The organism is Nocardia sp. NPDC052112, assembly GCF_040680135.1.
Taxonomy (GTDB): Bacteria; Actinomycetota; Actinomycetes; order Mycobacteriales; family Mycobacteriaceae; genus Nocardia.
On record NZ_JBFAWD010000021.1, the window covers coordinates 108,226 to 132,209 of the forward strand.

Below are 23,984 nucleotides of genomic sequence, written 5' to 3' on the forward strand. Positions count from 1 at the left end.
GGGAGGCTACGGCAACTTCGGCCAGCACGGCCTCGATCGTCCGAGCGCAGGGCGAACCGCACCGATCGATCGAATCGACCGATCGGTGCAGCCGTCAGGACTTCTTCGCGGCCGCCTTCTTGGCGGCGGTCTTCTTCGCCGCCGTGGTCTTGGCCGCAGTCTTCTTCGCGGCAGCGGTCTTCTTCGCCGGAGTCTTCTTCGCCGCCGCCTTCTTGGCAGTCTTCTTCACCGGCCCACGCGCGCGCCGATCGGCGAGCAGTTCCGAGGCCCGCTCATCGGTGATCGAATCGACCTCGTCGCCCTTGCGCAGACTGGCATTGGTCTCACCGTCGGTGACGTACGGACCGAAACGGCCATCCTTGATCACCATCGGCTTGCCGGTGGCCGCGTCGTTACCGAGCTCGCGCAGCGCCGCGGCGCTGGCGGCCTGGCGTCCGCGTCGCTTGGGCTCGGCGTAGATCTTCAATGCCTCGTCGAGCGTCACGGTGAAGATCTGATCCTCATTGAGCAGCGAACGAGAATCGGTGCCCTTCTTCAGATATGGGCCGTAGCGTCCGTTCTGTGCGGTGATCTCCTCACCGGAAACCGGGTCGGCACCGACAACGCGTGGCAGCGACAACAATTTCAGCGCATCGTCGAGCGTAATCGTCGCCAGGTCCATACCTTTGAACAGCGATCCGGTCCGCGGTTTAGGCGCCGCAGCCTTTTTCGCGGTCTTCTTGGCAGGTGTCGGCCCGTCCTCGGCCGCGGGCTCCGGCAGGATCTCGGTGACGTACGGGCCGAAACGTCCTTCCTTGGCGACGATTTCGTGTCCGGTCGCAGGATCGACACCCAGCGCACGTCCCTCCTGCGGTGTCGAGAAGAGCTTCTCGGCGACCTCGGGGGTCAGTTCGTCGGGCGGCAGATCGTCGGGCAGATTCGCCCGCTGCGAGATCGAATCCCCTTCCGGGTCATCGGGATTGGCGACCATGCGCTCCAGATACGGTCCGAACCGACCGACCCGGACCACGACGTCGCGTCCCTCGTCGTCGACGAACAGCTTGATGGAGTTGACCTCGCGGGCATCGATATCCTCGAGCCGCTCGCCGACCATCCGCTTCAGACCGCCGGAGCGCGCGACCGAACCCTCGACACCGTGGTCGCCACCGAAATAGAAGCTGGACAACCAATTTCCACGCTGCTCACGCCCACCCGCGATGGCATCGAGATCGTCCTCCATCGCGGCGGTGAAGTCGAAGTCGACCAGCCGACCGAAATAAGCCTCGAGCAAACCGACCACAGCGAAGGCGACCCACGACGGTACGAGCGCACTCCCACGCTTGTACACATATCCGCGGTCGAGAATCGTCTTGATGATCGACGAATACGTCGAGGGCCGACCGATGCCGAGGTCTTCGAGTGTCTTGATCAACGAAGCCTCGGTATACCGCGCGGGCGGATTCGTGCTGTGCCCATCGGGATTCAGCTCCACCGCGGTGACGCGCTCACCCTCGTCGAGTGCGGGCAACCGGGATTCGGCGTCATCGGACTGACCGCCCGCCTCCTCGTCGACACTCTCCACGTAGGCCTTGAGAAAGCCCGGGAAGGTGATGGTCCGACCGGAGGCCGAGAACACGCATTCCTCGCCGGTACCCGCGACGCCGGTGATTCGCAGGGTCAGCGTGGTGCCCCTCGCATCGGCCATCTGCGAGGCGACCGTGCGCTGCCAGATCAGCTCGTAGAGCCGGAACTCGTCATTGTCCAACCGCGCATGCAACTGGCCCGGGGTCGCGAAGGTATCGCCCGCCGGGCGGATCGCCTCGTGCGCCTCCTGCGCGTTCTTCACCTTGCGGGTGTATTGCCGCGGCGACGGATGCACGTACTCCGCGCCGTACAGCTGGGTCGCCTGCGATCTGGCCGCGGCGATCGCCGACTCCGACAGCGTGGTCGAGTCGGTACGCATATAGGTGATGTAACCGTTTTCGTACAGCCGCTGCGCGACCCGCATGGTGCGCTCGGCATTGAACCGCAATTTGCGGCCCGCCTCCTGCTGCAACGTCGAGGTCATGAACGGCGCGTACGGCTTGCGCGTATACGGCTTGGCCTCCGCGGAGGAAACCACCAGATCGGCGCCCTCGAGCGCCTCGGCGAGACGGCGGGCATAGGGCTCGTCGAGGACGACAACGCCATTGCCCTTGAGCTGCCCGTCCGGTCCGAAGTCCCGACCGGTGGCAACCCTGGTCCCATCGACGCTGACCAGCCTTGCCCCAAAGGTTCGTGGATTGGTGGCGTCGCCGTTGTCCCCGCCCGCATCCAGCTTCGCCGCGATATCCCAGTACTCGGCCGAGCGGAATGCCATCCGCTCGCGCTCGCGCTGCACGATCACCCGAGTCGCAACCGACTGCACCCGGCCCGCCGACAACCGCGGCATGACCTTTTTCCACAGCACCGGACTGACCTCGTAGCCGTACAACCGGTCCAGGATGCGCCGGGTTTCCTGCGCGTCGACCAGATCGTTATCCAAATCGCGGGTATCGGCGGCGGCGGCCAGAATGGCGGGCTCGGTGATCTCGTGGAACACCATGCGTCGCACCGGCACCTTGGGCTTCAACGTCTCCAACAGGTGCCAGGCGATGGCCTCACCCTCGCGGTCCGGGTCGGTGGCGAGGTAGAGCTCGTCGGCATCGGCCAACAGGGTCTTGAGCTCGGAGACCTTGGCCTTCTTATCCGGACTCACCACATAGATCGGCTCGAAGTCGTTGTCGACGTCGACACCGAGGCGCGCCCAGGACTGCCCCTTGTACTTGGCGGGCACGTCGGCCGCCCCACGCGGCAGGTCCCGGATATGACCGACCGAGGCCTCGACCGTGTAATTGCGACCCAGGTAGGGCGCTATTTTGCGGGCCTTGGTCGGGGACTCGACAATCACGAGACGACGCAGGGGACGGCCCTGGTCGGCTGCACTGCGGTCTCGTGTTGCCACCGGCGAATACACCTTTCCTTATCGACCCGCGCGGCGCTTCTTCGCGCTGTGCGCGGCTGGGGCAAGCGGCGGCGACGAGGACGACGTTGCCACCAGACACGTTTATACCTTGACGCGACGTGTGGCCGAGCGCTTGCGACTCGAACCACAGAGCGTACCTGCGTCGCTGGTGATCAGTATGCAGTGCCTGCCGCGATACGGCCGCACCGCAGGTACGCGCCGATTTTGTGTCTTACCCCAGATATAGCTCGTCCCTCACCTCCGTTACCGGCGGTGAGGGACGAGCGAATCGTTTGCGTCGCTCAGCTGAGCGCGCGAACTCCGGTGGCCTGCGGGCCCTTGGTGCCCTGGCCAACCTCGAACTCGACCTTCTGGTTCTCCTCGAGGGTGCGGAAGCCCGACCCTTGGATCTCGGAGTAGTGGACGAAGACGTCAGCGGAGCCGTCCTCCGGCGCGATGAAGCCGAACCCCTTCTCCGCGTTGAACCACTTCACAGTTCCCTGTGCCATTCTGTTCCTTCTCTTTTCTTACCGGAACGGCGGACAAGTAGGTTCATCCACCGGGTCCGTTCCGACCGCTGTACTGTTGGTTCCCCCTGCAGGAAAGCACCAAGCACACCGTTCGCAACATCGATCCTGCTGACGGTTTGGACTTTGGATCCGTCCCTCGAACACAGAAGCTTGCGACCAGGAACTAGTGAACCATGTCTTCGAGCAATTCAACAGTCGAGTTACCGACAATTTGCAAAAAAGTTGATCTTGCGAATGCGCAGGTGAGGGACACAATGCCGGAATCCAGACTTGTGGTTCGTTTGCTTCCTGATAACCGAGCCAGCGTCTGGCAAACAAGCTGTGACCCAGGTCGCTATTTGGTATCGAAATGGCAGGTGGGACTTCCCAAGCGCACACGTTTCACACTTTCTGCGCGTGTCGCGGAGCCCGAGTCGTGAATCCGACCGAACCGGCAACTCGGCCACGCGCCAGCAACAGCCCGAGTTACGGGGGATCGTTGCTGAATCGTGTCCTGAATGGGGGCCCCGATGAAGACCCCCGGCTCACCCATGTCGTCGAGCTCGCCGCGCGGCCAGCAGCCAGCACTACCTGGCCTGATTGGGCCGCACCCGATGTCGTCGCCGCACTGCGGGCCGCCGGAGTCGAGGCGCCGTGGACGCATCAGACCAGGACCGCGGACCTCGCGGCAAGCGGTCGGCATGTTGTCGTCAGCACCGGCACAGCATCCGGGAAATCGCTGGGCTACCAGCTGCCGTTGCTCACCGCATTGCGCGAAGATCCGCTCGCGACGGCCCTTTATCTGGCGCCTACCAAGGCATTGGGTGCCGATCAGCTACGGGCAATAGCGGAATTGACGCACGAGAGCCCATTGCGGGATGTCCATCCGGCCACTTACGACGGCGATACACCGGCCGAGGTCAGGCAATGGGTGCGCGCCAATGCCCGCTTGATCCTCACCAATCCGGACATGCTGCACGTCGGCATGCTGCGCTCACATCAGCGCTGGGCCAGAGTGCTGCGCAGGCTGCGCTACGTGGTGGTCGACGAATGCCATGCCTACCGGGGCGTATTCGGCTCGCATGTGGCGCTGGTGCTGCGCAGGCTGCGGCGCATTGCGGCGCACTACGGCGCTGATCCCGTATTCATACTGTGCTCGGCGACCACAGCCGACCCCGCCGCCGCGGCATCCCGGCTGATCGGCGCACCCTGTGTCGCGGTCACCGAGGACGGATCGCCGCAGGGCTCGCGCACCATCGCGCTGTGGGAGCCGCCGCTGCTGACCACTTTGACCGGCGAAAACGGTGCGCCGGTTCGGCGGTCGGCGACCTCGGAGGCGGCCAGAATCATGGCCGATCTAGTGGTCGAGGGCGCGCGCACGCTCGCATTCGTCAGGTCGCGACGGGCCGCGGAACTGACCGCGATCGAGGCACGCAGGCTGCTGGCAGATGTCGATCCGGCACTCGGCGAACGGGTCGCCGCCTATCGGGCGGGCTACCTCGCCGAGGATCGGCGCGATCTGGAGGCGGCGCTGTCGGATGGGTCACTGCTCGGGGCCGCCACTACGAATGCGCTGGAGCTCGGGGTCGATATCGCGGGGCTGGATGCGGTCGTGATCTCGGGTTTTCCGGGTACGGTCGCCTCGTTCTGGCAGCAGGCCGGGCGCGCGGGTCGACGCACGCAGGGATCGCTGGTGCTGCTGGTCGCCAGGGACGATCCGCTGGACACCTTCCTGGTCCACCACCCGGAGGCGCTGCTGGACAAACCGATCGAGGCCACCATCACCGATCCACACAATCCCTATGTATTGGGCCCGCAATTGTTGTGCGCGGCACTGGAACTGCCGCTCACCGACGCCGAGGTCGACGTGCTCGGCGCGCGTGAGGTGCTGACCGATCTCGCAGGTCAGGGGTTGATTCGACGCCGGAACGGCGCGGGACGCGACGGCAGCGCGCGCTGGTTCGCAACTGCCGAGACGCAGCCGCACGATGCCGTCGACGTGCGCGGTGGCATCGGCACACCCATTGCCATCGTGGATGGCGAGACCGGCAGATTGCTCGGCACCGCAGATGCCGGGCGGGCGCGGGCGACGCTGCACGAAGGGGCCGTTCACCTGCATCAAGGCGATATCTACCTGGTCGATGAGCTAGATCTCGACGGCGGGGTCGCCTTCGTGCGTGGTACCGATCCGGGCTGGACCACCAGCGCCAGGCAGGTCACCTCCATCGCCGTCGACACGGTGACCGAACAGCGTCGTCACGGCCGGGTGACGACCGCATTGGCGCAGGTCAGCGTGACCAGCCAGGTGATCGGGTATCTGCGAACACTGCGCACGGGCGAGGTGCTGGACCTGGTCGAGTTGGATATGCCGGAGCAGACGCTGCCGACGCGCGCGGTGCTGTACACGGTGACGCCCGAACTGCTGGCCGCGGCAGGCCTGGATACGCCCCAGGTGCCGGGCGCGCTGCACGCTGCCGAGCATGCGGCGATCGGCCTATTGCCGCTGGTCGCGACATGTGATCGGTGGGATATCGGTGGCGTTTCGACCGCCGAACATCCCGATACCGGACTGCCGACGGTGTTCGTCTATGACGGGCAGCCGGGTGGTGCGGGTTTTGCCGAACGGGGGTTCGCGCAGCTATACCGATGGTTGTCGGCGACGCTCGCGGTGATCGAGACGTGCACTTGCGCGGCTGGGTGCCCGTCCTGTGTGCAGTCACCCAAGTGCGGCAACGGCAACCACCCGCTGGACAAGCCGGGTGCGGCCCGCCTGCTGGCGGCGGTGCTGGGCGAATTGGCCGCCGGTACGGGCGACTGAGCGGCGCAGTGGCGGCGCCGCGCTCGATTCGTGACTGCGCCGACCTCCGCACGTGATCACTTGTCGACCTGGCCAGGGGATGACCAGGTGTTATAGGCGCCGCTCGGCGTGCCGTACCCGGTGGCGCCGGGCGTGTCGGACCATCGAATAAAGAGGATTAGATTCATGTTAACTGAGGTATTGCCACGAGCATTAGCGTCCGACGTGCAGATTCATTCGATGCGTTCTGCGGTTACTAGTGAATATAGGCAACGGCGCATTTATTTCGACCATGACAATTACCGAATTCCGGCGCCATGAAGTACCACTGGCGAGTGCATGTACGTACCGGTCACACTCCAACTTCTACGGGTCCGGCCCGAGCAACCGCGCGAACAGTCCGCTTTCCTAACAGACCCATTGGTACATTCCCTTCAACAGTGACAGTCGCATCCCACTGCACGACTTCACACTGCTGAATCCACACTCCCATCCGTCGCGCGATCTCCTCCGCTTCCGCACATCCGACATCGGCACCGCGCGCAAGTTCCCCCGCGACCGTCAATGCCGATAAATCCGCAGCAGCCTGCGCCCGATGCCGCGCGACGACAACGGCCCCGATCTGAGCGATCAATAGCGTCGCGCCGATCAGCGCCGCCAGTGCCAGACAGCCGAACACGGTGGCAATGCCCTCGTCTCGTCGTCCCTCGCCGACCGCGTCCGCGCTGGGGTCCTGCTCCACTCCATCGATACCGTCTCCGGACTCGTCTGCACCGCACTCACGACCAACTGGGTTGTGCGCCTCGACTCGCTGTGTGACCGGGTTGCGTGCGCGGACTCCCCGCGCGATCGAGTTGCCCGCCCGAACTCGCCGTGCGACACCACGCCCCCGCAACCTGCCTCTGGAGGTACATACGTCGCCTCCACGGCCGATTCGACCGTTCGCCCGAGCCCACCTCGCTGTGAGGCCGCACCGACGTGCTGTGCCCGGTGGCACGTCGCGGTCCGTTGGTCGGCCGTTGCGGGTCACGGCTCGGCTCCTGGTTCGCGAGTGGCAACGGCCTCGGCGTGCAGGACCAGCAAGGGCAGCAGGGGTGACCGGGCGGAGACCACCGCGACCACCCGGTCACCCTCACTGCGCAGCGAGATGCCGGCGGTCGGCGGAGCTACCTGCCGCGCCGCCGACAACGCATTCGCTTGATCACCGCGGGCGGCCAGCCGGGCCGCTTCGCGAGCGGCGTCGACGCAGCGCACCTGCGTCGACGCCGCAAGCAAGGCACCGACGCACAACACCACCGCAACCACGACGGCAGCGAGCGCGATCGCCGCCTCAACGGTCACCGCACCCCGATCGTCACCGAGATGCGTTGTACCGCAATAGCTTAACCGACAACCATGCTCGGCTACACAGCGGTGTTCAATGCCTTGTCGATGATCTTCGTCAGCGCGTTCACAATGCTGTCCCCGGTCACCACCCCATAAAGCACGGCCCCGAACGCCGCCGCCGCGATAGTCCCGATCGCATACTCCGCAGTACTCATCCCGTCGTCCGCGACCAGCACCCGCAGCACACGTGCCCGCACTTCCAGGGCAATGGCCCCGAGCCGCCGCACCACCCGATCCCGCACCATCCCCATTCGCACTGTTTTCCCCTCTCATTCCTGCCCGCGCGGCCACTCCGCGCCGACACGTTCTTCCCCGCCACGCACGCCCCGCCACCACGTCACACTGCTCGACATGCCTCAGCTCAGTACCCGGCTCAGCTGCGTCACCCTGGCCGGCGCCGCGATCGACAACACGAAACGTGACCGTCCTCGGCCCAATAAAGTGCCGCGCAAACGCGCACAAATCGGCTGTACTCCGCTCGAGCATCCCCGGCCCAGCGCTGGGTGACGAGATAGTCCTCAACTCGACACCGGGCGACACGGTCGGCCCCGGCCCAGCACTGGGTGGTGCGACAGTACGCAACTCGACACCGGGCCGCGCGGTCGTCCCCGGCTCTGCGGTGAGCGGCGCGAGCGTGCCCGGCACTGCATTGCGCAGCACGATCGTCCCCGGCGCAGCGCTCGGCAGCTCAGCAGCGTCCCCCTGCACCGCGCCGCGATCGACAGCGTCCCGCGTGACCGCATTCGGCCCAACAAAGTGTCGCGCGGACGCGCTCAGGTCGGCCGTACTGCGCCCGCGCGTCCCCGACCCAGCACTGGATGGCGCGGTCGGCCCCAGCTCGGGACTGGTTCGCGCCGTCGACCCCACCCCAACACTCGTTCCCACCGTCGACCCCACCCCAACACTCGTTCCCACCGTCGACCCCACCCCAACACTCGTTCCCACCGTCGACCCCAGCCCTGCGGCGAGTTGCGCAATCGTTCCCGGCACCACATCACGCGGCACGATCGTCCCCAGCGCAGCACTCGATGGCTCGGCATCGCCCCTTTTGACATCGCCGTGCTCGACGGCGCCCTGCGTTATCGTCTGCAGCCCAACATTGCCCCGCTCGGTCGTCCGCAGCTCAGGGCTGGTTCGCGCAGGCCTCCGCAAGACGGCTATGACCGGCGGGAGCGGTCCTGGAGCGGCATTGTTCCGGGCGGTGATGTCCGCCTCCGTAGTTCTTGGCGGCGGGCTCGTGGGAGTCCACCTCCGAGAATGCGGAAGGTGCTGCCGACGACGAGGCAGACGCAGACCCAGAGGCGGCACGCCGGTGTCTCGCTCGGCGAAATTGGTAGCGCATTGCGCAGCATCCGTAGCAGCGACGGTAGCCGGGCTGGCGCCCCGCTCGGTCGTTCGCGAACCTGTCGCTGATGCGGCAGTTGGGTGCGGTGGAGTTCTCACAGCAGTCCACCTCCGAGGACTCGGCCGGCGAGTCCGATTACTACTGGGACGATGCCGAGGCAGACGAAGGCTGGGAGGAAGCAGAGGCCTAGAGGGCCGCCTATCAGGACTCCAGCGCGTTCGGCGCGGGCGGCGGCCGCATCCTCGACTCCGCTGCGGCGTTGTTCCGCCAGTTCGCTGATGGCGGCGGCGAGCGCGGCGCCGGAGCGGGCGGAGCGCCTGGCCATGCGTGCCAGAGAGTCGACCTCCTCGGCACCAGGTTGGCCCGCACCGTCGCGGGCCACCTCGTCCCAGGCGGTTGCGGCGTCCGCGCCCAGCGCCAGTAGGTCGGCTGCCTTACGCAGTGCCGTCCCGAGAGCTGGCGGCGCGCTGGATGCCACCGCGCGGGCCGCTGACGCCATCGGCAACCCGGCTCGTAGGCAGGCGGCCAGCAGGTCGAATACCGAGGCCACGGCCAGCGGATCATTGTTGGTGCCGAGCGAAGAAGCCGGGGCGACCGGCTGCCGGTCCCACTCTCGTATCCCCCGCAATCGCCGATTCATCGCAACTCGTCCGGGCAACACGACCAGTGCCATCGCGAGCAAAAGCACTGGCGCACTCGCAATTTCAGCCATTCCCAACCCTTCGTGGTGTGCGTGACCTGCGGATTTGTTGTTTCATACGAAGACCTTGCGCGTGATCGCGTCGGTCCACAGCAAGCCGGTGCTCACCAAGGCCGCACCGAGCGGCAGCAGTACTGTTCCGGCGCCGGGGCTCAGCAGTACGTGCAGCGGAGCGGCACCCATCAGTTGGCCGAGGCCGATACCCAAGAGCGGTAGGCCCGCAAGGACCGCCGCGGTGGCACGAGCACCGGCCAGCGCCGCAGTGGTGCGGTTGCGAAAACGAATGCGTCCCAATAGGTCCGCACGAGCGGCCGACAGCAGCTCCGCGAGCGCAAGTCCGTGGTGCTCGGCGACCTGCCAGGCGTCCGCGATTCTGGCGAGCTCGGCCTCGACGATGGAACCGGGATCGCGCATCCCATCCGCACCGGAGCCACCGAGTCTGCTGCGTGCCGCACCGACCGCGAAGGCGTGTGCCGCCTCCCCACGTGCTTCCTGCGCGGCAACCTCCGCCGCCGCACTCGGATGCGCACCGACCCGCAGCTCCCCGATCACCGCCTCGAGCGCATCCAACAGATAGGCGCATTCCGCATTGCGCCGCCGATCCCGACTCGCCTGCCGCACGCGGATGCCGACCGTTCCACCAACCAACACCGCCGCAACCATCGGACCGACACCAACAGCCGACAGCCCCACGACAGCGACACCGGATGCAATCCGAAAACAACTGCTCCGGTCGAACTTTCGAACAACACCGGAGGCCATGAACAGCCTGCCGAACCGACGCCGCGAACTCGACGGCGGCGCCAGCAAAACCCCCATCGCCAGACATATCAATGCCGCGATCATCGACGGCACCCTTCGCCAACCAGGCACCACGACGCCAGCTGATTCGCAATTCTCGAGCGCACCGCTACCGCAATCACTGGTCGAGCCATCCGCGAAACAGACGCGATGACAGTGCCGCTGGTGCTGAGAGCGCCGGAGTCCGCGCCGCCACGCTCACACCGGATCCTGGCACTGCCGAAGTCGTCGCCATCAAAGACCCCTCCACCGCGCCCAGCGACAGGGCCACGCGCACGCTCTGCGCCGAAGCCATCCGAACTGCGCATACCGAGCGCGCGAATAACACGACCATCCAACGAGCTATTCGCCATGCAAGGCCGTCGCCGGTGCCGCTCCGGCCACAACCCGCCGGGTTCATCGGTGGCGCGGCGATCAGACCGAATCCCGGTGCCGCCGAAGTCTTTTCCATAGAGGGCACAAGCAAGGCGCCCGATGACAGAGCCATGAACCTCAGTACCGAATCGGCCCGACCTACAGGAGTCAAGCGCACCGATCCCGCGATTTTCGTCGGGCTCCCCACACAACAGACGCAGCGACAGTGCCGCGGGAGCCGAGCTCCTCCATGCGGCAATCAGATCGGACCCTTGCATTGTTGAGTCGTCGCCATCGAGGGCACCCTCCGCCGCGCCCAGCGACAGGGCCACGCGCACGCTCTGCGCCGAAGCCATCCGAACCGCGGGCACCGAGCGCTCCGATGCCGCGGTCATCGGTTGAGCCGTTCGGCGAGGAGATGGGCGAGGGCGGGGGCAGCGGGGGTTGGGACTTGCTCGGCGTGCCAGGCGGCCGTGATGGTGACGTGGCCTTGGGGATCGCGGTCTACGATGCCTATTTCGCGGAGGGCGCGGGTGCCGTCGGCTCGGCGGTGGACGTGCAGTACTACCTGGACGGCTGCGGCGAGTTGGCTGTGCAGGGCGGCTCGGTCCATACCGCCCAGTGCGGCAAGGGCTTCCAGCCGGGCAGGGACCTCGCGCGGGGAATTCGCGTGGACCGTGCCCGCGCCGCCGTCGTGGCCGGTGTTCAGGGCGGTCAGCAGGTCGACCACCTCGGGCCCGCGGACTTCGCCGACGACGATTCGGTCGGGGCGCATCCGCAGGGCCTGCCGGACGAGGTCGCGGACGGTTACCGCGCCGACGCCCTCGACGTTCGCGGTGCGCGCGACCAAGCGCACGACGTGGGGATGTGGGGGCGCTAGTTCGGCGGCGTCTTCGACGCAGATTATGCGTTCGTCGGCGGTGACCTCGGCCAGTAGGCCGGACAGCAGCGTCGTCTTGCCTGCGCCGGTTCCGCCGACCACCAGGAAGGCGAGTCTGGCCCGAATGATCTGCTCCAGTAGAAGTTTCGCCTCGGCGGGTACCGCGCCCGCCGCAGCGAGCGCATCCAGTCCCTGTGTCGCCGGACGCAGCACGCGTAGCGATAGGCAGGTACCGCCGTGTGCCACCGGCGCCAAGACCGCGTGCAGCCGGACTCCGAACGAATCCCCCAGTGCCGCTTCCCTTCCCGACAATCTGCCGTCGACCCACGGCTGCGCATCGTCGAGCCGCCGCCCGGCCGATAGCGCCAACCGCTGCGCCAAGCGGCGCACCGCCGCCTCATCCGGGAAGACGACAGCGGTTCGTTCCAGCCCACGCCCTCGGTCGATCCACACCGCGTCGGGCGCGGTCACCAGTACATCGGCGACCCGAGGATCCTGCAGCAGCGGTTCCAACGGCCCCGCCCCGGTCATCTCGGTCTGCAACAGTCGCAATGCCCGCAGCAGATCGGTATCACCGAGCACGCCACCGGCCTCGGCCCGGATGGCCGCCGCCACCTGCGCCGGATCCGGATCCCCCGAGGCACCGGACAGCCGTTCCCGCACCCGATCCATCAACTCCGAGGTCACCAACGCACTCACCGCAGCTCCTGTCCGCTCGGAGCACTGAGTACGCCCAGTACGGCATCCGCGGCGTCGCGGAGGGGGCCGCGACGGAGAGTGAGGCCGCCGCGTTCGAGGCGCGCGGCGAGGCCGGGTTGGGCTCGGACGGCAGCGAGCAGGGGGAGGTCGAGGACCTCGGCGACCTCGGCACCGCGGAGTCCGCCAGGGGCCGGGCCGCGAACTATCAAGCCCTGGTTGGGATTTCGCTTACCGATATGGGCGGCGACCGATTCGGCGGCGGCGACCGCGCGCAGGCGAGCGGGGACGACCAGGACGACGAGGTCGGCCGCATCAAGTATTTGGTCGGCGTGTGGTCCGCGCTCGCCCGAGATATCGCATATCACCAAATCGCCTGCGGCACGGCCCGCTTCGATGACGGCGCGGACGGCAGCGGGGCCGATTTCGACGGGCAAGCGCCCGGCACCGCCGCGGCCGCAGGACAGTACTGCCAGTCCCGGCGCGGCTGCCGGCAGTGCGCCGTGCAGTGCCGCGGCGGACACCCGACCGTCCTCGATCACCAGATCCGGCCAGCGCAGTCCGGCCCCGGTTTCGATGCCGAGCAGCAGGTCGAGACCACCGCCGACAGGTGCGCCATCGACCAGCACGGTGTCGCGGCGGAACCGCTCGGCGGCGGATCGCAGTCCGGTCGACGCGGCCAATGTGGAGGCGCCCGCACCGCCGCACGCGCCCGCGATCGCCACGACAACACCATCGCCCTTGCGGTTTTCGCCGTGCTCAGCAAACTTCTCGATAAGTCCGACCGCGGCACCTGGCAGCGCGATGACGCGCTCGACGCCGACGGCCGCGGCGGCCTGCCAATCGGTCAATCCGGGTTCCCCGTCGGTCACCAGCACGATGCCGATCCGCCGGAGATAGCCGGCCCGTGCACAGCTCTCTGCCGCCGCTGTGTCGATGATCACCAAGGGCGCCGCCGCCCAGGCATGCCGACCGACAGGGAGCGCACGCTCGTCGAGCTCGCGCGCCGCGGCCGCAGCGACTCGGCGCACCTCATCGCGCAGCCGGGTGTCCTGGATGAGCACGAGCGCGGGCGGCGGGGCCGGCGCCGGGGCGACTTCGAGATTCATGCAGCTCAGCGTGCTCGAAGACGGGGTCGAGCAGAAGATGCAATATGCCGAATGTGGATAACTCGGGGGGTGTGGATAAATCCGGAGAGCCGAAACCGGTGGAACCTGCCCCGAAATAGAGGACGGCCCCAGCCGGGGGGGGAGGAGGCTGGGGCCGTCGGGTTCAGCCCCGGGGGGTCGGGCTGAACGCGCCTGGACTATGTCCAGGTGCCAGCAATACTACACCCAAGCCTGGGCCACAACGCAAGTCTGTCGCGGGAGAACTTTATGGCTACCACCGGCCCGGCGTCTCCGGGGCAAACCGTCGAGCGCACCGGAGGCCCGACCCGTCCGACACCACCGCCGCGGCATGCATATTCTGAACGGGTGACGGCCGATGGCGACCAGACAGAGCTCGAGGACCGGACGGCACGGGACGTGACGGCAACGAAACGACCGAGCGCCGCGGGCGAGCGCGTGGCCGCCTTCTTCGACCTCGATAAGACGGTGATCGCGAAATCGAGCACCTACGTGTTCAGTAAGCCCTTCTATGCGCAGGGTCTACTGAACCGCCGCGCGGTACTGGAGAGCAGTTACGCCCACTTCCTGTTCATGCTCTCCGGCGCCGACCACGATCAGATGGAGCGCATGCGCGCCAATCTGACGAATATGGTCGCGGGCTGGGATGTCGAACAGGTCAAATCCATTGTGGCCGAGACGCTTCACGACCTGGTCGACCCGCTGATCTACGCCGAGGCCGCGGATCTCATTGCCGACCACAAGATCCGGGGACACGATGTGGTGATCGTCTCGGCCTCGGGCGAGGAGATCGTCGGCCCGATCGCCGAGGTGCTCGGCGCGTCGCATACCGCGGCGACCCGGATGGTGGTCGAGGACGGCCGCTATACCGGCGAGGTCGAGTTCTATTGCTACGGAGCGGGTAAGGTGACCGCGATCGAAAAGCTCGCTGCCACTGAAGGTTACGACCTCTCGCGGTGTTACGCCTACTCCGATTCCGTCACCGATCTACCGATGCTGAGCGCGGTGGGGCATCCGACGGTGGTGAACCCGGATCGCAATCTGCGCCGCGAGGCGGTGGCCAAGGGGTGGCCGATTCTCACATTCTCCAATCCGGTGTCGCTGTGGGCGCGATTCCAGAGTCCGTCGTCGACCACCCTTGCCGCGACGGCGGCGGTCGGTCTGAGCGCGGTGGTGGCCGGTGCGATCAGTTACCGGCTGCTGCGCCGACGGCGCTGAGATAGCTGCTCGGGCTCGAACCGCGCGCGAGGGGAGTTCACGGCGGCGGGCGGCTTGCCCAGCGGGTTTGCTGACATAACCAAGAGGCCGTCGCGACCTGGGATTTAACCACGAAACGCCGGTAGACACGCCGATTATTGAATGTTTTCCCAAGCCTTGATGTGAGGGCAGTCACAGGTGTAGAAAGGTAACTACGGAAGGACGGAAGGCCTGAGCGGAGCCGGAAGAGAAGGTTCAGCTCCCCAACCCACCCTTCCCAGCACGGGCACCAGGCACCCACGCGGAGCGCGCCGCGACAAGGGCAGAAGCGTTGTGGGCCTGCGAGATCCGGGGTTTCGACGGCGAGGGCCTCGCACAGGTTGCGGGGATGAACCGGCGGAGTTCGGATTATCGCCGAGGCCGCAGAACACAACCCACCTAGCACGCTTGGTAACCCGGAGTCCGTGCTAGCGGGCGGTGAGGTCGTCAACGACAACGCCGCCCGCTTTGATGTGTATGGACCCCTATCCGGATGCCGCGTCGGCGATCGATGTCGCCTCCCGCGCACCGTCTTCGAAGGCGCCGCAGCACAGGATCACCCAGCCGCCCACCGCATCCGGAGCACCCGAGCCGAATCCGGCCGCCGCATCCAGATACTGCTGACGCCGCCGCAACCAGAACACCTCCGGCACGCCGAGGCTGTGCGGGTCCAGCCCACTGGACGCGGCCACCAGTCGAGAGGCCGCCCGCGCCACGATGCCATCGGCCGTACCGAAGGGTCGCAATGTCAGCAGTTCGCCGTGCACGACAGCCGCGATGACCGGGGCGGGCGCCTTCGATCCGAGCACCGTCTGCACCAGCAGGTCGAGCCGTCCGGCTACGCCGCCGTCCGCGCGCGGCCGCCCGAGCAGTGCCTCGTCGGTCACCAGATCGGCCGCGGCCAGCAGATGCAGCCGGGCCAGCGCCTGCAGCGGTGCGCGCTGCCAGGTGCCGACCAGATTCCGCAGGGCGTCACCGTCGAGCGCCTGACCGACTCGCAGCGAACCCGCCAGGATCGGATCCGCGACCCGGCCGTCGGCCGGCAGTTCAGTGCTGCCGCCCTCGATCGCGGCGGATGAACGCGCGGCACGCACCGCAGCCTCGGCGGCCGTGGTCGGCCAGCCTCGCCGGTTCGCCTTGTGCCGATGTACCGCGGCGAGCGCGTCACGCGCCTTATCGGCGGCTTCGCGCACACCGGGCAGATCGACGAGGGGCTGTAGCGGATCGGTCACTGAAACATTTTGCAGCGCCTTCGGCGCTGCGTGTTCGCGGCCCCCTTGTGTCTCGCGTCCGAGCCGTCGAGACTCGCGACTGCGGCGCCTGCGCTTCGACGACTCGGACGCGAGACGGGCCGCGAACGTCGCTCGTAAGACTCGCTGCGTCGGGGTCCGGGCCGCGAGAGATCCATCGTCCCCTGGTCAGCCTGCCAGCAGGTCCCGTCCCGGAATGGCGTCGAGCAGGCGGCGGGTGTACTCCTCCCTCGGGTTCTCGAAGACCTCGTCGGTGGTGGCCGCTTCGACGATCCTGCCGGTCTGCATGACCAGGACGTCGTCGGCGATTTGCCGGACGACGGCCAGGTCATGGGTAATGAACAGATAGGAAAGCCCGAGCTCGGCTTGTAAATCGTTGAGCAGCTTGAGGATCTGCGCCTGGACGAGGACGTCGAGTGCGGAGACCGCCTCGTCGCAGACCACGACCTCCGGGGAGAGTGCGAGCGCACGGGCCACCGCGACGCGCTGACGCTGGCCACCGGAGAGTTCATTGGGGTAGCGGCGCATTACCGAGGACGGCAGCGACACCTTGTCCAACAGGTCGCGCACCGTTGCCTCGCGTTCCTTGGCGGTGCCGATCTTGTGCGTGCGCAGCGGCTCTTCGATGGTGCGGTAGATCGAGTACATCGGATCCAGCGAACCGTACGGGTCCTGGAAGATCGGCTGCACCCGACGACGAAAAGCGAACGCGCCCCGGCGATCCAGTTTCGCCACGTCACGACCGTCGAAGGTCACCGAACCGGATGTCGGTTCGAGCAGACCGAGAACCATCTGCGCCACGGTGGATTTGCCTGAACCGGATTCGCCGACAATGGCTGTGGTGGTACCGCGCTTCAGCCGGAACGACACATCGTCGACCGCGACGAAATCGGTCGACCTCCACGGTGTGCTGCCCCGAATCTTGAACGCCTTGGTCAGATTCTGCGCGATCACCACGTCATCGGAGACCGCCGCGATCTCGGCATCGGCCGCCGCGACCTCCTCGGCGACCTGGACCGCCTGCTTGCGTACCTCGATGCGCTCACGCACCGAGGACAGCCGCTGTGAGGCGAGTGAGGGCGCCGAATTCACCAGCTTCTTGGTATACAGATGCTGCGGTTCGCGCAGAATCTGCAGTGCCGGACCGGATTCCACCACTTTGCCGCGGTACATCACCACCAGATGTTCGGCGCGCTCCGCGGCCAGGCCCAGGTCGTGGGTGATGAGCAGGACCGCGGTGCCGAGTTCGCTGGTGAGTCCGTCGAGGTGATCGAGGATCTGCCGCTGCACCGTCACGTCGAGGGCCGAGGTCGGCTCGTCGGCGATCAGCAGTTTGGGGCGGCAGGCCAATCCGATGGCGATGAGCGCGCGCTGGCGCATGCCGCCGGAGAATTCGTGCGGATACTGGTTGACCCGGCGCGCCGCATCGGACATACCGGCTTCCTCGAGCAGTTCGACGGCGCGCAGCCTGGCCGCCTTACCCTTGGCAATGCCGTTGGCCTCCAAGGTCTCTCGGATCTGGAACCCGATCTTCCACACCGGATTCAGATTCGACATCGGATCCTGCGGTACCAATCCGATACCGCTGCCGCGTACCGCGACGACCTCCTTCTTCGACGCCTTCGCCAGATCCTTGCCGTCGAATCTGATCGAGCCGGAGGTCACCTTTCCGGTGCCGGGCAGCAGATCGATAATGCTGTGCGCGGTAGTGGACTTCCCGGATCCGGATTCGCCGACAATGGCGACGGTCTGGCCCGGATAAACCGTCAGACCGACATCGCGCACCGCGGGAATCTTCTTGCCCTCGGAGGTGAAGCAGACGTTGAGATCCTCGATCTCGAGCAATGGTTTATCGGACATGGCCGCGGTCACCTCTTCCTCGCCTTCGGATCGAGCGCGTCCCGCAGCGCGTCACCCAGCAGGATGAAGCTCAGCACGGTGAGTGCCAAAGCCGTCGCGGGATAGAACAGAATCGGCGATCCGCCGCGCAGTTCGTGCTGGTTGGTATTGATATCCGAACCCCAGGACACGATCGTGCGCGGCAGACCGACACCGAGGTAGGACAGCGTCGCTTCGGTGACGATGAACGCGCCGAGCCAGATGGTGGTGACCACGATCAGCGGTCCGGCCGCATTCGGCAGCACGTGGCGCAGCAGCGTGCGTATTCGGGATACCCCCAATGCCTTCGCGGCCGTGACATATTCGCTGTTCTTCGCCTCGATCACCGCACTGCGTGCGATGCGTGCCGCCTGTGGCCAGGTGAATGCGGCCAGGATCAGGATGACGGTCCAGATCGTGCGGGAATCGAGCAGCTGCATGATGACGATCGCGGCCAGCATCAGCGGAATCGCGTAGAAAATCTCCGCGACGCGCGACACCACCGAATCGAGCAGTCCGCCGTAGAAGCCCGCGAGAGCCCCGAGCGTGCCACCGACGAGCAGGAATACCGTGGTGGCACCCAGCCCGGCCATTACGGACGCCCGGGCACCGTAAACGGTTCGGGTGTAGACATCGCAACCCTGTTTATCGAAACCGAACGGGTGTCCGGGCCCGCGCGGATCCATGCTGAAATCGCCGTTGCAGTAACGCGGATCCTGATCGGAGAACAGGCCGGGCCACAGCACCACGATGGCGATGAACACGATCAGCACCGCGGCCACGATGAAAATCGGATTGCGGCGCAACTGCCGCCACGCGTCCTGCCAGATGCTGGTCGGCGAACCGGTATCGACGACCTGATCGGTGGCGAGCACCTCGACTTCGTCGGGTGGCGCGACGAAATGCTGCTGCCTGTCCGGAGTTTTCTTCTCGAGCTCAGGCATATCGGATCCTCGGGTCGAGCGCGGCATAGAGCAGATCGATGATCAGATTCGAAATCAGGAAGATCACGATGAGCACGGTCACGAACGAGACCACCGTCGGTGGCTCGCCGCGGGTAATCGCCTGGTACAGCGTCCCACCCACGCCCGGAATATTGAAGATGCCCTCGGTGACGACCGCGCCGCCGATCAGCGCACCGAGATCGGCGCCGAGGAAGGTGATCACCGGAATCATCGAATTACGCAGAATGTGCACGGTGACCACCCGGGGCCGGCTGAGCCCCTTCGCGGTCGCGGTGCGCACGTAATCGGCGGACATGTTCTCCGCCACCGAGTTTCGGGTCAGCCGCAGCACATAGGCGAACGACAGCGACCCGAGCACGAATGCGGGCACGAGCAACTCACCGACACTCGCCTTGCCGGTGACGGTCACCGGCGCGATACCCCACTTCACGCCCAAGACGAACTGGGCGAGGAAGCCGATCACGAAGATCGGCACCGCAATGATGATCAGGCTGAGCACCAGCAGCGTCGAGTCGAACAGTTTGCCTTTGCGCAGTCCCGCGATCAGACCGAAGACCACGCCGAAGACGCCCTCGATGAGCACCGCCATGAATGCCAATTTGATGGTGATCGGAAAGGCACGGGCGAGTTCGTCGCGCACCGGACGGCCGGAGAAGGCCGTCCCGAAGTCGAGCGTGAAAATACCTTTCAGATACAGCAGATACTGCACGATGAACGGACGATCCAGGTGATAACGCGCACGCAGTTGAGCCTCGACGGCGGGCGTCATCGGCTTATCACCGGCCAGCGCGTGGATCGGATCGCCCGGAACTAAGAAGACCAGTGCATAGATGAGCAGCGTCGCCCCGAGGAAGACGGGGATCATTTGAAGCAGACGCCGCACGACATACCAGGCCATTTCATCTCCTGGGTGAGCGGCGCGGTCGTGCCGTCAGAACATACGGCACGACCGCGCCGAGCGGCTACTTCTCGATATTTTCGAAGTCGAACAGACCGTTCCAGGCCAGGTCGGCCTTCTTCACCTTGTCCGAACGTCCCGCCGCGGCAAGGTAGTCGAGTACCGGGATATCGGCCATATCCTTGATCAGCAACGCCTGCGCCTGCGCCACGATCTTGTACGACTCCTCCAGCGTCGGCGCGGCCAGTGCGGCGTCGAGCAGGTGGTCGAATTCGGGGCTCTTGTAGTCGACGTTATTGGTCTCGGAGTAGCTGTAGTACTGCGAGGTGAGGAACTGCAACATCGTCGGGTAGTCGCCCTGCCAGCCGTAGCGGAACGACTTGCCGATCGTCTTCTGGTTCACCAGATCTCGGATGTTCTTGAAGGTCGGATACGGCGCACCGACGGCATCGATACCAAGGGTGTTCTTGATGCTGTTGGCCACGGCCTCGATCCACGCCTGGTGGCCGCCGTCGGAGTTGTAGGCGATTTCGTAGCGACCCGACCACGGCGAAATCGCATCGGCCTGCGCCCAGAGCTTCTTCGCCTCGTCGGGGTTGTACTTCAACACCTCCGAACCGGGCAGGTTGGCGTTGAATCCGGGCAGGGTGCTCGAGGTGAAGTCGCGCGCCGGAATCTTGGTGCCGTTGAAAATGGTGTCGCAGATCTGCTGGCGGTTGATCGCCATCGAGATGGCCCGGCGCCGCAGCAACCCTTCCTCACCGCCGAAATGCGCGACATTGGCCTGGACGCCGATGTGCTGGTTCTGCGCGGACGGCTCCAGGATCGCGCGATCGCCGAGGTCCTTCTTATAGGAGGTCAGCGCGCTGTCCGGAATTGTGTCCAGGGTATCGAGATTGCCAGCCTGCAGATCCGAGTAGGCGGTGTCGAACGACTGGTACATGACGAACCGCAGACCCTTGTTCTTGGGCGGACGTCCGCCTTTGTAGTCCGGGTTGGGCACCAGATCGATCTTGACGTTGTGCTCCCAGGTCTGGAACTTGTACGGGCCGTTGCCGATCGGGCTCTCACCGAAGGCCTTCATATCCTTGAACGCCGCCTCGGGCAACGGATAGAACGGTGCGTAGCCGAGTTCGGTCTCGAAGTCGATGGACGGCGACTTCAGCTCGACGGTGAAGGTTCGGTCGTCGACCACCTTCAGCCCCGACATGGTTTGTGCCGTGGGCTTTTCCGCCGATACCTCGTCGAAACCGACGATCGGGGTGAACGCGTAACTCTGCAACTGACCATTGGTGCCGAGCGCGCCGTAGTTCCAGGCATCGACGAACGACTTCGCGGTCACCGTGGTGCCGTCGGTGAACTTCCAGTCCGGCTTGATGGTGATCGTGTAGGTTTTGCGGTCGGTCGTCTTGATGGACTCGGCCATCTCGTCGTGCGCAACGCCCTTGCCGTCGTAATACTTCAGCCCCGCGAACAGCCGGTCGACGACACGGCCGCCCATGTTCTCGTTGGTATTGGTCGGCACCAACGGATTCTGCGGCTCACCACCGTTCGTGGTGACGATGTCGGCGTCGGCACTATCGCTCGACGAACATGCGGACAGCCCCAGGCTTGTGGCCAGCAGGGCAGCCGCGATCAACGCTGTAGCTCTGTTGAATCTCAACGCGTTCTCCCGATTTCGAGACAGGCGAAGGGGATCCGCGACGACGCATGGGTATCTGCCCAGCGCGCCTCGACTCGATCCGCCTTGGAATGCCTGGGACGTTAGCTATTCGAAGCAGCCTTGTCACCGGATTGACAGAGGTTCGTTCCACTTGTTACCAATCCGGCAACATCGCCGAAACACGCTAAACATTCGGGAGAAAACAGGTATCCACCGGAAGTATGCCTTCGTTGGACTTCCGGTACCTGGAGCTGGTTGACCTATGACGATAGCTACCGAAGGCCCGGTTTGTCAGCGGATCGGGCAGGATACCCGCCGCGGTGACGGGATGGAAACCCGGTGGACACATCAGGCGCGGCCCGGATCACAGTTGGCTACTGTCGAAATCGACTGCGGCTGCCAGCACCAACGGGCTCTACGTGAGGAACAAACGAGATGACGGAAACCACCGACCACCGGGACTCCTACCCGCCGACCGCGGAGTCCGTCGCGGCGGCGAATGCCGACGCATCGTTGTACCAGCGGGCCGCGGCGGATCGCGACACGTTCTGGGCCGAACAGGCCGAGCGACTGCACTGGGAGCAGCCGTGGACGCAGGTGCTCGACTGGAGTGACGCACCCGTCGCCAGGTGGTTCGTCGACGGCAAGCTCAATGTCGCCTACAACTGCGTGGACCGTCATGTGCTCGACGGGCACGGCGATCAGGTCGCCATCCATTGGGAGGGCGAACCGGGCGACTCCCGCGATATCACCTACGCCGAACTCCTCACCGAAGTTTCCCGCGCCGCAAACTATCTGACCGAACTCGGACTCGAGGCGGGCGATCGGGTCGCCATCTATATGCCGATGGTTCCCGAGGCGATCGTATCGATGCTGGCCTGCGCCCGACTCGGACTGACGCATTCGGTGGTATTCGCCGGCTTCTCCCCCACCGCGCTGCGCCAGCGCGTCGACGACGCGAGCGCTCGGTTGATCATCACCACCGACGGTCAGTGGCGGCGCGGTAAGGCCGCCCCGCTCAAGGCGGCCGTCGACGAGGCGCTCTACGCCAATGGCGACGTGCCGCCCCGCCCAAGCGGTCAGGGCTCGAAGGAGGCAGCTGGCGTAACCACGCAGGGCCCCCGCTCGGGCGAAAATGGACACAGTGTCGAACACGTATTGGTGGTGCGCCGCACCGATATCGAGGTGCCGTGGACCGAGGGCCGTGACCTGTGGTGGCACGAGACCGTCGCGCAGGCCTCCCCCGAACATCGGGCGCAGGCCTTCGACGCCGAACATCCGCTGTTCATCCTGTACACCTCCGGCACCACCGGTAAGCCCAAGGGCATCCTGCACACGAGCGGTGGGTATCTCACGCAGGCGTCCTACACCCACCACAATGTCTTCGACCACAAGGCCGGACAGGACATCTACTGGTGCACCGCCGATATCGGCTGGGTCACCGGGCACAGCTACATCGTCTACGGACCGCTGTCGAACCGGACCACCCAGGTCGTCTACGAGGGCACGCCGAACTTCCCGGATGAGCACCGGCACTGGAATATCGTCGAAAAGTACAGCGTCACAATCTATTACACGGCACCGACGTTGGTGCGCACATTCATGAAGTGGGGCAGGGAGATTCCGGCCGCCCACGATCTGTCCAGCATCCGGGTGCTCGGCAGCGTCGGCGAACCGATCAATCCGGAGGCCTGGCGCTGGTACCGCGAGGTGATCGGCGCGAACTCCGCGCCCATTGTGGACACCTGGTGGCAGACCGAGACGGGATCGATCATGATCTCCCCGCTCCCGGGCGTCACAGCAGCCAAACCGGGCGCCGCGATGACCGCGCTGCCCGGTATTTCGGCGAAGGTCGTCGACGAGGAGGGCAAGGTGGTCGAGCTCGGCGAGACCGAGGCCAATGGCTATCTGGTGCTCGATCAGCCGTGGCCGTCGATGCTGCGTGGCATCTGGGGCGATATGGACCGCTACCGGGCAACCTACTGGGAGCGCTACGCCGAGCAGGGTTGGTACTTCGCCGGTGACGGCGCCAAGCTCGATGCCGACGGCGATCTGTGGGTGCTGGGCCGGGTCGACGATGTGATGAATGTGTCGGGTCACCGCATCTCCACCGCCGAGGTCGAATCCGCACTGGTCGGTCACTCCGGAGTGGCCGAGGCCGCCGTGGTCGGCGCCAGCGATGCGACCACCGGCCAGGGCATCGTCGCATTCGTGATCCTGACGGCGGAGGCCAAGGACACCGGCGAGGCACTGATCGACGAACTGAAGGCGGAGGTGTCGCGGGAGATCAGCCCGATCGCCCGGCCGCGCGAGATCCATGTGGTGCCCGAGCTGCCCAAAACCCGCAGCGGCAAGATCATGCGGCGACTGCTGCGCGATGTCGCCGAGGGCCGCGAATTGGGCGATACCTCGACCCTGGTCGATCCGAATGTTTTCGAGGCGATCCGGGCCAGCCGCGCCTGAGTCCGCACCGAAAACGGCACATCATAGGGCCGGTGACGGAATCCGTCACCGGCCTTACCCGTTAGAATTGCGTA

18 protein-coding genes are annotated in these 23,984 nt (G+C 65.8%); 4 read left to right on the top strand and 14 right to left on the bottom strand.

Annotated elements, in window-relative coordinates:
* Nucleotides 1-94: 94 nt before the first annotated feature.
* Both topA and AB0L58_RS32620 read right to left on the bottom strand, forming a co-directional pair.
* Entirely contained in the window at nucleotides 95-2,908 is a 2,814-nt protein-coding gene (topA, locus tag AB0L58_RS32615; protein ID WP_364392898.1) for a type I DNA topoisomerase, read from the bottom strand.
* A 356-nt stretch (nucleotides 2,909-3,264) separates the two neighbouring features.
* The gene (locus tag AB0L58_RS32620; RefSeq protein ID WP_011206895.1) at nucleotides 3,265-3,471 is read right to left on the bottom strand and encodes a cold-shock protein; all 207 of its coding nucleotides are present in this window, start codon (nucleotides 3,469-3,471) and stop codon (nucleotides 3,265-3,267) included.
* A 499-nt stretch (nucleotides 3,472-3,970) separates the two neighbouring features.
* On the opposite strand from AB0L58_RS32620, the gene AB0L58_RS32625 reads away from it, so the two are divergent.
* A complete protein-coding gene (locus AB0L58_RS32625; RefSeq protein ID WP_364392805.1) occupies nucleotides 3,971-6,289 on the top strand; it encodes a DEAD/DEAH box helicase in 2,319 nt (772 codons plus the stop codon).
* Nucleotides 6,290-6,620: 331 nt separating this feature from the next.
* Here the strand turns inward: AB0L58_RS32625 and AB0L58_RS32630 are convergent, their stop codons facing one another.
* The 5 genes from AB0L58_RS32630 to AB0L58_RS32650 all read right to left on the bottom strand — a co-directional run bounded on the left by AB0L58_RS32630 (nucleotide 6,621) and on the right by AB0L58_RS32650 (nucleotide 10,350).
* Nucleotides 6,621-7,010 carry an Rv3654c family TadE-like protein gene (locus tag AB0L58_RS32630; RefSeq protein ID WP_364392808.1) on the bottom strand — a complete coding sequence of 130 codons (390 nt, stop codon included), beginning with the start codon at nucleotides 7,008-7,010 and terminating at the stop codon, nucleotides 6,621-6,623.
* Between the two features lie 284 nt (nucleotides 7,011-7,294).
* Complete coding sequence (locus AB0L58_RS32635) at nucleotides 7,295-7,609, bottom strand: TadE family type IV pilus minor pilin (protein WP_364392810.1); 315 nt, start codon at nucleotides 7,607-7,609, stop codon at nucleotides 7,295-7,297.
* A gap of 62 nt (nucleotides 7,610-7,671) precedes the next feature.
* Entirely contained in the window at nucleotides 7,672-7,905 is a 234-nt protein-coding gene (locus AB0L58_RS32640; protein ID WP_364392900.1) for a DUF4244 domain-containing protein, read from the bottom strand.
* 1,188 nt (nucleotides 7,906-9,093) lie between these two features.
* Nucleotides 9,094-9,711, bottom strand: coding sequence for a type II secretion system F family protein (locus AB0L58_RS32645; RefSeq protein ID WP_364392812.1), 618 nt, complete (start codon nucleotides 9,709-9,711; stop codon nucleotides 9,094-9,096).
* A 42-nt stretch (nucleotides 9,712-9,753) separates the two neighbouring features.
* Entirely contained in the window at nucleotides 9,754-10,350 is a 597-nt protein-coding gene (locus tag AB0L58_RS32650; RefSeq protein WP_364392815.1) for a type II secretion system F family protein, read from the bottom strand.
* A gap of 109 nt (nucleotides 10,351-10,459) precedes the next feature.
* Here AB0L58_RS32650 and AB0L58_RS32655 point away from each other — a divergent pair, with 109 nt between their 5' ends.
* Nucleotides 10,460-10,654, top strand: coding sequence for a hypothetical protein (locus AB0L58_RS32655; protein ID WP_364392817.1), 195 nt, complete (start codon nucleotides 10,460-10,462; stop codon nucleotides 10,652-10,654).
* A gap of 591 nt (nucleotides 10,655-11,245) precedes the next feature.
* Here AB0L58_RS32655 and AB0L58_RS32660 read toward each other — a convergent pair.
* Together AB0L58_RS32660 and ssd are read right to left on the bottom strand one after the other, a co-directional pair.
* A complete protein-coding gene (locus tag AB0L58_RS32660) occupies nucleotides 11,246-12,433 on the bottom strand; it encodes a TadA family conjugal transfer-associated ATPase (protein WP_364392820.1) in 1,188 nt (395 codons plus the stop codon).
* Nucleotides 12,430-13,539 carry a septum site-determining protein Ssd gene (ssd, locus tag AB0L58_RS32665; RefSeq protein ID WP_364392822.1) on the bottom strand — a complete coding sequence of 370 codons (1,110 nt, stop codon included), beginning with the start codon at nucleotides 13,537-13,539 and terminating at the stop codon, nucleotides 12,430-12,432. Before ssd ends, AB0L58_RS32660 begins: the two co-directional genes overlap by 4 nt.
* A gap of 417 nt (nucleotides 13,540-13,956) precedes the next feature.
* On the opposite strand from ssd, the gene AB0L58_RS32670 reads away from it, so the two are divergent.
* Entirely contained in the window at nucleotides 13,957-14,775 is an 819-nt protein-coding gene (locus AB0L58_RS32670; protein ID WP_364392902.1) for an HAD-IB family hydrolase, read from the top strand.
* A gap of 503 nt (nucleotides 14,776-15,278) precedes the next feature.
* On the opposite strand, the gene AB0L58_RS32675 is transcribed toward AB0L58_RS32670, so the two are convergent.
* From AB0L58_RS32675 to AB0L58_RS32695, 5 genes are all read right to left on the bottom strand, one after another.
* Nucleotides 15,279-16,025 (bottom strand): oxidoreductase, encoded by a 747-nt coding sequence (locus AB0L58_RS32675; RefSeq protein ID WP_364392826.1) that lies wholly within the window; start codon nucleotides 16,023-16,025, stop codon nucleotides 15,279-15,281.
* 186 nt (nucleotides 16,026-16,211) lie between these two features.
* Nucleotides 16,212-17,903 (bottom strand): ABC transporter ATP-binding protein, encoded by a 1,692-nt coding sequence (locus AB0L58_RS32680; RefSeq protein ID WP_364392828.1) that lies wholly within the window; start codon nucleotides 17,901-17,903, stop codon nucleotides 16,212-16,214.
* A gap of 8 nt (nucleotides 17,904-17,911) precedes the next feature.
* Nucleotides 17,912-18,865, bottom strand: coding sequence for an ABC transporter permease (locus AB0L58_RS32685; RefSeq protein WP_364392830.1), 954 nt, complete (start codon nucleotides 18,863-18,865; stop codon nucleotides 17,912-17,914).
* On the bottom strand, nucleotides 18,858-19,784 hold the full coding sequence (locus AB0L58_RS32690) for an ABC transporter permease (RefSeq protein ID WP_364392832.1): 927 nt from the start codon (nucleotides 19,782-19,784) through the stop codon (nucleotides 18,858-18,860). The genes AB0L58_RS32685 and AB0L58_RS32690 overlap by 8 nt, the downstream gene beginning before the upstream one ends.
* Nucleotides 19,785-19,848: 64 nt before the next feature.
* Nucleotides 19,849-21,447, bottom strand: coding sequence for an ABC transporter substrate-binding protein (locus tag AB0L58_RS32695; protein WP_364392835.1), 1,599 nt, complete (start codon nucleotides 21,445-21,447; stop codon nucleotides 19,849-19,851).
* 435 nt (nucleotides 21,448-21,882) lie between these two features.
* Between AB0L58_RS32695 and AB0L58_RS32700 the strand changes: the two genes are divergently transcribed.
* Nucleotides 21,883-23,910: an acetate--CoA ligase gene (locus AB0L58_RS32700; protein ID WP_364392837.1), complete on the top strand. Its 2,028-nt coding sequence runs from the start codon at nucleotides 21,883-21,885 to the stop codon at nucleotides 23,908-23,910.
* The last annotated feature ends 74 nt before the right edge of the window (nucleotides 23,911-23,984 follow it).